The organism is Synechococcus sp. R6-7, from assembly GCF_047461695.1.
In the GTDB taxonomy this organism is placed as follows: domain Bacteria; phylum Cyanobacteriota; class Cyanobacteriia; order Thermostichales; family Thermostichaceae; genus Thermostichus.
This window is the reverse complement of the sequence record NZ_JANSHS010000377.1, coordinates 1-7251: the sequence shown is the minus strand read 5'-3', so window position 1 is coordinate 7251 and position 7251 is coordinate 1. Positions and strand designations below refer to the sequence as shown.

Annotated in this window: 8 protein-coding genes; 5 read left to right on the top strand and 3 right to left on the bottom strand. The window is 54.0% G+C overall.

Annotated features, from left to right (window positions below):
• Positions 1 to 638 (bottom strand): phosphopyruvate hydratase (gene eno / locus NW815_RS11130; RefSeq protein WP_414416010.1); only part of this gene is annotated, 638 nt, incomplete at its 3' end.
• Positions 639 to 876: 238 nt separating this feature from the next.
• Positions 877 to 1551: a global nitrogen regulator NtcA gene (gene ntcA, locus NW815_RS11125; protein WP_011434093.1), complete on the bottom strand. Its 675-nt coding sequence runs from the start codon at positions 1549 to 1551 to the stop codon at positions 877 to 879.
• A 273-nt stretch (positions 1552 to 1824) separates the two neighbouring features.
• On the opposite strand from ntcA, the gene NW815_RS11120 reads away from it, so the two are divergent.
• From NW815_RS11120 to NW815_RS11110, 3 genes are all read left to right on the top strand, one after another.
• Positions 1825 to 3675, top strand: coding sequence for a M61 family metallopeptidase (locus tag NW815_RS11120; RefSeq protein WP_414389800.1), 1851 nt, complete (start codon positions 1825 to 1827; stop codon positions 3673 to 3675).
• 71 nt (positions 3676 to 3746) lie between these two features.
• On the top strand, positions 3747 to 4220 hold the full coding sequence (locus tag NW815_RS11115; RefSeq protein WP_414389802.1) for a hypothetical protein: 474 nt from the start codon (positions 3747 to 3749) through the stop codon (positions 4218 to 4220).
• The gene (locus NW815_RS11110) at positions 4108 to 5016 is read left to right on the top strand and encodes a Card1-like endonuclease domain-containing protein (RefSeq protein WP_414389805.1); all 909 of its coding nucleotides are present in this window, start codon (positions 4108 to 4110) and stop codon (positions 5014 to 5016) included. Before NW815_RS11115 ends, NW815_RS11110 begins: the two co-directional genes overlap by 113 nt.
• A 10-nt stretch (positions 5017 to 5026) precedes the next feature.
• On the opposite strand, the gene NW815_RS11105 is transcribed toward NW815_RS11110, so the two are convergent.
• The gene (locus NW815_RS11105; RefSeq protein WP_414343577.1) at positions 5027 to 5914 is read right to left on the bottom strand and encodes a hypothetical protein; all 888 of its coding nucleotides are present in this window, start codon (positions 5912 to 5914) and stop codon (positions 5027 to 5029) included.
• Between the two features lie 321 nt (positions 5915 to 6235).
• Between NW815_RS11105 and psbV the strand changes: the two genes are divergently transcribed.
• Positions 6236 to 6778, top strand: coding sequence for a photosystem II cytochrome c-550 (psbV, locus tag NW815_RS11100; RefSeq protein WP_011434097.1), 543 nt, complete (start codon positions 6236 to 6238; stop codon positions 6776 to 6778).
• A 26-nt stretch (positions 6779 to 6804) separates the two neighbouring features.
• The coding region (gene psbV2, locus NW815_RS11095; RefSeq protein ID WP_414416009.1) for a photosystem II cytochrome PsbV2 at positions 6805 to 7251 on the top strand (447 nt) is incomplete at its 3' end.

Here is a 7251-nt window from a genome sequence, read left to right as displayed (position 1 = left end):
AGATCAGGAGCAAACCCCCCTTCATCCCCCACACCGGTGGACAGCCCCTTCTGCTGCAGCACTTGTTTTAGTACCGCAAACACCTCAGCCCCGTAGCGCAGCGCCTCGCGAAAGCTGGCCGCTCCAATGGGCACAAGCATAAATTCTTGAATATCGACGTTGTTGTCGGCGTGGGCGCCGCCGTTGAGCACGTTCATCAGCGGCACCGGCAGCAGGTTGGCAAAGGGCCCCCCCAGGTATTTGTAAAGAGGCAAGCCCACTGCTTCCGCAGCCGCTTTGGCTGTCGCCAGAGAAACTGCCAAAATAGCGTTGGCCCCCAGGCGGGACTTGTTGGGGGTGCCGTCCAGGTCGATCAGCAACTGGTCAATACGGGCTTGGTTGAGGGCATCTTCTCCCTGCAGCTCCGACTGGATGGGGCCAAGGATGTTTTCCACCGCCCTCAGCACACCCTTACCGCCGTAGCGTTTGGGATCCCCGTCCCGCAGCTCATGGGCCTCGAAGGTACCGGTCGAGGCACCGCTGGGAACCTGCGCCAAGCCCGTTGCTCCATTGGCTAGACCCACCAGGGCTTCTAGGGTGGGACGCCCTCGCGAGTCGAGGATCTCATGGGCGGTAATCCACTCGATGGCCGTTTCCACAGTTACACCTCAGCAATTGGCTAGATAGCTCTGGCCAAAGCCAGATCCCCCCATAGACTAGTAGATTCTTGCCCGCGATCCGGTCAGCTTCCAGAAAACTTTAAGTCTGTCCTTCGGGCACAGAGATTCTTCAAGGCTGCAGCAGTAGATTGAACATAGGCCGGCCAGAGCTTCAACCAGCCGTCGAGCGGGGTTTGCCTGGGCAAGGTGCTGCTCAGGAGGTGTTCTCCTCTTCCTTCTAGGCAAAGCGATGGCTCAGCCGCATCGGGTCGTGTACGGTGATCTTCTTCTTGTGAATGGAGATGTACTTCTTCTTGCGCAGCTCTCCCAACAGGCGGGTGATGGTGACGCGGGTTGAGCCAATGGCCTCGGCAATGGCCTGGTGAGACAGCTTGAGATCGATGGTGACCCCATCTGGGCCAGGCACCCCGAAATCGCGACAGAGAATCAACAAAAAGCTGACCAGACGGGATCCCATGTCGCGATGAGCCAGCGTCTCGATCATCATCTCCGTTTGCAAGATACGAGACGACAGGCTTTTAACCAGCAACATGGCCAGTTCGGCGTTCTCCTGCAAGGATTTTTCCACCTGCTCGATCGGCAGAGAGAGTAACTCGGTAGGTGTAAAAGCCACCGAGTGATAAAAGCGGTCGGAGCGCTGTCCCGTGATAAAGGAGAGCACGCCGAAGATGCTGTTTTCCCGCAGGAGGGCAACGGTGATTTCCTCTCCCATTTCGTAGACCCGCGAGAGCTTAACGGCTCCCTTCACCAAAAAGTAAACCCGCTCCGCCGGATCCCCTGGAAAAAAAATGGTCTTCCCGCGCTCAAACGTTTCGATAACCGGAGGATGGTGAGGGCCTCCCAATTGCTTGAAGGCTGTGATCAGAGATTTTTCCGCTACGGCCACCGCCATACTCATCAACCTTTTAAGGTCAGTTTATACCTAAGATCAACCTACTAAGATCAATCTAGAAGCATTAGGCTAGGTTGCAACCCATTGACTTCAGAATCGATGATGATACCAAGATTTACCCTAAAGTAGAAGGTTCTGCCCAGGCATCTTTGTAGCACGTGCTACGTTTTTAAGTCTCGTTGCTGCTCTCCAGCCAAAGGCAGAGGTTAGGATAGGAGCCATTGCCGCTGGGGGCTGCGCCAGCCCTTGGCAGTAGAGGGTAGGGTGGGTTCTATGGGGATCCCAGAGGTTATCGTTGCTGCACCTTCTCAACTGAGCCGCCAGCATTTCACGGTGCGGATGCCGGATCCGGCCAATCACCTGCTGGAGGTGGAACTGCAGATCCAAGAGGTGGATCCAGAGGTGCCTTTGCGGCTGCGACTGCCGGTGTGGACGCCGGGATCCTACTTGGTGCGGGAGTATGCCCGTCATGTGCAGGAGTTTCAGGCGGCAACTGAGCAAGGGATCCCTTTGGCCTGGCGGAAGGTGGATAAGAACACCTGGCAGATCGATCCGCCGGGTTCTTCTGCCGTGAAGGTGTGCTACCGGGTCTATGCCTATGAGCTGACGGTGCGCACGAACCATCTGGATTTGACCCACGCCTATTTCAACGGGGCAGCGCTCTTCCTCTACGTGCCCGGTCGCGAGCGGGAACCCTACACTTTGACGGTGATCCCCCCCAAGCCGGATTGGCACATCGCCACCAGTTTGCGGCCCTTGACCTCTCCTTCTGAGGATCCCGCTTCCGGCCAGTCTTTTGTGGCAGAGGACTATGACGAGCTGGTGGATAGCCCGGTGGAGGTGGGCCTGCATCGGATGCAATCGTTTGAGGTGGAAGGGATCCCGCATTACCTTGTGGTTTGGGGGTCGGGCACTCTGGATGTCGATCGGGCCGTTGCCGATGCCAAGGCCATTGTCGAAACCACAGCCGCATTTTTTGGTGGGCTACCCTATGACCGCTACTGGTTCATTGTGCATTTGTCGCCGGGAGGATTTGGTGGCCTTGAGCACAAGTACAGCACCACCCTTCTTTACTCTGGGCTGGAGCTGCATCAGCCGGAGTCCTATCGGCGCTTTTTGTCTTTGCTGGCCCACGAGTTGTTTCATGCCTGGAATGTCAAGCGTCTGCGTCCTCTGGCATTGGAAAAGATCGATTACAACCAGGAAAATTATCTGGAATGTCTGTGGTTTTGTGAGGGGGCGACCAGCTATTACGAAAACGTCATCTTATTGAGGGCAGGGATCCTCAGTGCCGGCGATTTTTTAAAAGTTCTTTCCGAACAGATTGGTCGCTTGCAGCGTACTCCGGGCCGGGCCGTGCAATCGCTGCGGGAATCCAGCTTCGACACCTGGATCAAACTCTACCGCCCCCACGAAAACACCCTCAACAGCCAGGTTTCTTATTACTTAAAAGGGGCTTTGGTCTGTTGGCTGCTGGATCTGCACATTCGCCACCTTTCCGGCGGTCAGGGATCCCTGGATACAGCTTTGCAGGATCTGTGGCAGCGCTTTGGTCGGTCAGGGAAGGGCTACAGCGACCAAGACTTGCGGGAGACGTTTGAGCGGGCAGCCGGTGCCGATCTTGGCCGGTTTTTCGCAGCCTATGTGGAAGGCACGGAAGAGCTAGACTACAACACTTACCTACACCCCTTTGGCCTCACCCTTAAAGCCCACTTCAGCCGCCCCAACCCCATCCCATACCTGGGCCTCAATTTCAACGGCGAGGGCAATCGCATCAGCGCAGTAGAGATGGGATCCCCGGCGCAAAAAGCAGGCATCTGGGCCGGCGATGAGCTGGTGGCCCTGGATGGGTTCAGGGTGAGCGCTGCCAACTTGGCGGAACGCTTGACGGCCTATCAGCCCCACCAGATCATTTGTTTGAGCGTTTTTCAAGCCGATCAGTTGAAACATTTCTGGATCCCGTTGGATCCCCCTCGGCCCGATGTCTACACGTTGGAGGTGTTGCCTGAACTGACTCCTGCTCAAGAAGCTCTTCAGCAAGGCTGGCTGGGATCCCTTGTCGGCGCCCAGCTTCGGTCAGAGGCAGGTCCCCATCTGCTTGAAAATTCACCTATCTCCTCCTAGCATGTTGAGGCAAGCAGGTAATCCAGTTAACTGGAAAGAAAAGTAACAGCAGCAGAGGACAGGAGTATCTGATGGACTTAGTTTTGGTTTTATTGATTGGGGCAGCTGTTGGTTTCTCGGTAGGCATTTACGTTGCTCGCCAGTATGGGGCCAGTCCTAAACTGGAAATCTGGAAACGAGAGATTATCAGAGATATATCTTCGCAGCTAAGCCAACGCAGCCAAGAACTCAACAACCCGGACAAAGCACTCATCAAGTTGAGCGAAGGATTGGTAGACAAGATTTCTCAAAAGTTACAGGAAAAGTTACAGGCCGTCCAAGCTACCCTTGAAGAGTTTAAATTTCGCCTTGCTGACAGCCAGCAAAGCTTGCTACAGGACTGGGGCAGAGACCTTCTACAAGCTATATCTTCTACAAGCTATATCTGTAAAGTTGGCCGAACATGGCCAGCAACTGAACAATCAGCTAGCCATTCTGGAAAATCGAGCGACAAATCAAGCAGTAAGTTGGGACTCACAAGAAGTTGCTGTTGTCAAAGCGCTTGAGGAAAGTTCCCAGGAAGTCATTGATCATATCAGCCGTGATAAGTTGAGGTTAGCTTTATTTCTGTTTCTGTGGTCTAAAGGAATAAGAATTAAAAGCTTGGAAACCAAGGAAGCAAGTAGGGTTGGTAGCAAACTGAACAGCAAGCTAAATCAGATATCCAACTTTATGGGAGATAGATATTATTCAATTAGAAAACTCTACAAGTCGATAAAGTCAAACATGAACGAAGGAGAGGCTTTCTCCCTGATTCTGAAAGACGAGCCAAACCAGGTAGTATCAGATAGTTGCCAACTTGCGAATATGCTCTATAGTATCGCCTTCTTGGAGGAGTACCATTATTTGAAGTCTCCTAGATCTATAGAAGCAAAGCCGAGCAGAGACCCAAATGCATTGAACTTTCTATCAGGAGGATGGCTGGAGCGATATGTCAAAGAAAAGCTAGTAAAGATTGCCAGTCAGCAAGGCAAAAAGATCAGTTTTTCTTACATCATGAATACTCAAGTTACTTTGCCGGATGGAAATGATTTTGAAATAGATTTATTCTTTTATGTCAATGATAAGTTTTACTGGGTAGAATCCAAAACGGGTGATTATCATGAAAGTATAGACAAGTACTCTAGGTTGGCTTCCAGTCTTGGTCTTCAGCAGAATCAGGCTTTTGTAGTCTTGACTGATGTTGATCAGGATAAGAAAATTAGCCTGTCTTCCAGTTATAAGCTGTCAGTAATCGGCGTTGACGATGTTGAGCCGACCTTTATCAAAATTCTGAAAAGTCATGTCCGAAAGAGCACCTGACAAAAGCTAGCTAGGCTACAATCTTGACAGCTTGTTCCATACACCACCAGGGATCCTCCGCAAAAGCTGGCATGGGAGTGCTGCCTGCTTTGCCCAGAATGGCCAGCCGGACTTCCCGATCCAGGCGGGATCCGGCCCCGTAGGGATCTTCTGAGGGAGGTTCCAGCCGTTGCCCCAGAGGGGGCATCACCATAATGCCTGGCTGCATGCTGGTGCTGCTGACCCAGATTTTGAAGCGATCCACCGCTACGTCTGTTCCTTCTGGCAGCTGCATCTGCAGCAGGTAGCGGGGGCCAGAGCCAATCAGCAGGCTCTCGTTGGGGCGTAAACGGGCAGGCAGATCTGGTTGATAGGGGTAAACCAAATCCACGCTGTACCGCCGCTCGTCAAAGACGGTGACATAAACATGCACTGGAGTGGGGGCTCTGTTTCTCAAGGCAATGGCCAGGTTGCGGCCTGCTTGGATTTGCACTTTCCCTTGGGGATCCCGCGGCAGGGGGCTCACTTCGGCAGGGGCAGAGCTGCTGGCCGGGGTTTCCAGTTGGAGAAATTCCACTTCCAAGATGCTGCTCAGCGCATCGCTGGCAGGTTGCAGGTTCAAAAGATTACCAAAAGCAGCCACGTGCTCCAACAGCCGCACCAGCTTGCGAGGCAGGGCCAGTAGCTTCTTCACCGGGATCCGGAAGGCCGCCAGAGCCACCTCTTCCCCCCGCCGGTAAAAGTGATAAGTGGCATCGGGCAACAGCTCTACCCGCAAGTCCGCTGCTTCCGGGTCTGTGTAGGTCAGAAGCGGTGAGGCCGGCAAGGCCGCCAGCAAATCGGCAACGGGCATTTGCACTTGACTGGGATCCGCACAGGTGAAAGCCACCCGCAACGGCTGGAATCGGATAGAGGACATGGGGAAAACCTGGAACGGAGTCTGCCGTATTCTCCTGCTCTGAGGTTGCCAGGCAAGCAAGCCAAGCTCTATATTACCTGCTCATTACCTGCTCAGTTCTCTCGACTGGGCTGTGGCCAAGTCAGCTCTCGGCCAACAGACTCCCAACAGGCCATAGCTCCGTAATCAAACTTAACACCAAAGGCAAATGGAACCATTGGGAAACTATCCCGGATCCCATCTGCAAATGATCTCTTAATGGTCTATTCTTGATCCTGTTGTCGGGTTTGTGGCTGGAGTGGAGCCCACCTCTCCTCTTTCTAGGCTGATCTACGGAGAACCATGTTTAGCAAAGCTTTTTCTTTTCAGAAGGTGTTTGCGCCAGCGCGTCGTCGGTTGCTTGTCCTGCTGTTGGCTGCGTTGATGGCTGGGTTTGGCTGGGGTCTGGCTCCAGTGTTTGCAGCTAGGGATATTCCTGCAGTGGCTCTGTCGCCAACTGAGTCTATTACCTTTACCGAAGCCCAGTTGGCCAAAGGGAAGAAGCTATTCAACACCGCATGCGCCCAGTGCCATGTGGGCGGCCAGACCTATCCCAACCCGGATGTGAGCTTGAAGCTTTCGGATCTGGAGGGGGCAACTCCCCCACGGGATAATGTGCTGGCGATTGTGGATTACATCAAGAATCCAGTCACCTATGACGGGGTGGAGTCTCTGTTGGAGTATCACCCCAACACCCAGCTCACCAGTGAGTATCCACGTCTGCGCAACCTCACCGACGAGGATCTGAAGCTGATTGCGGGCTACATTCTGGTGCAGGCCAAGACCGTTCCCGGCTGGGGTGGTACCAAGAACGAAAGCCACAGCGACCTATCAGCCTATCTCTAATGCCGCATCTGGATCAGAAGTTGCCTATGAGATGGCGGATCCCGTCTCGCCTCTGGGCCTGGGTCGGGATCCTAGCTTTGTTGTGGCTGGGGCTGGCCAGTCCGGTGGCTGCCCGCATTGATCCTTACGTGAACCAGTATTTGCGGGTGAGTGGCCCTGTGGAATTGCCTCTAGATGCCGCAGGGCATACCCTCACCTTTACCCCAGAGCAGCTCACGGACGGCAAAAATCGTTTTCAGTCCGCCTGTTTGAATTGTCATGTGGGCGGTGCCACTTTGCCGGCTCCCAACATTTCCCTCTCTTTGAAGGACTTGCGCGGTGCCACTCCACCCCGAGATACCCTTCAAGCCTTGATGGAGTACCAGCGGGATCCCCGCAGCTACGATGGCTCGGATTCCAGCTATGGATGCCGACCTGTACCCCCTTCCTGGATGGACGACGAAGCCGTAAACTACCCGGCTCCGACCGCTAAG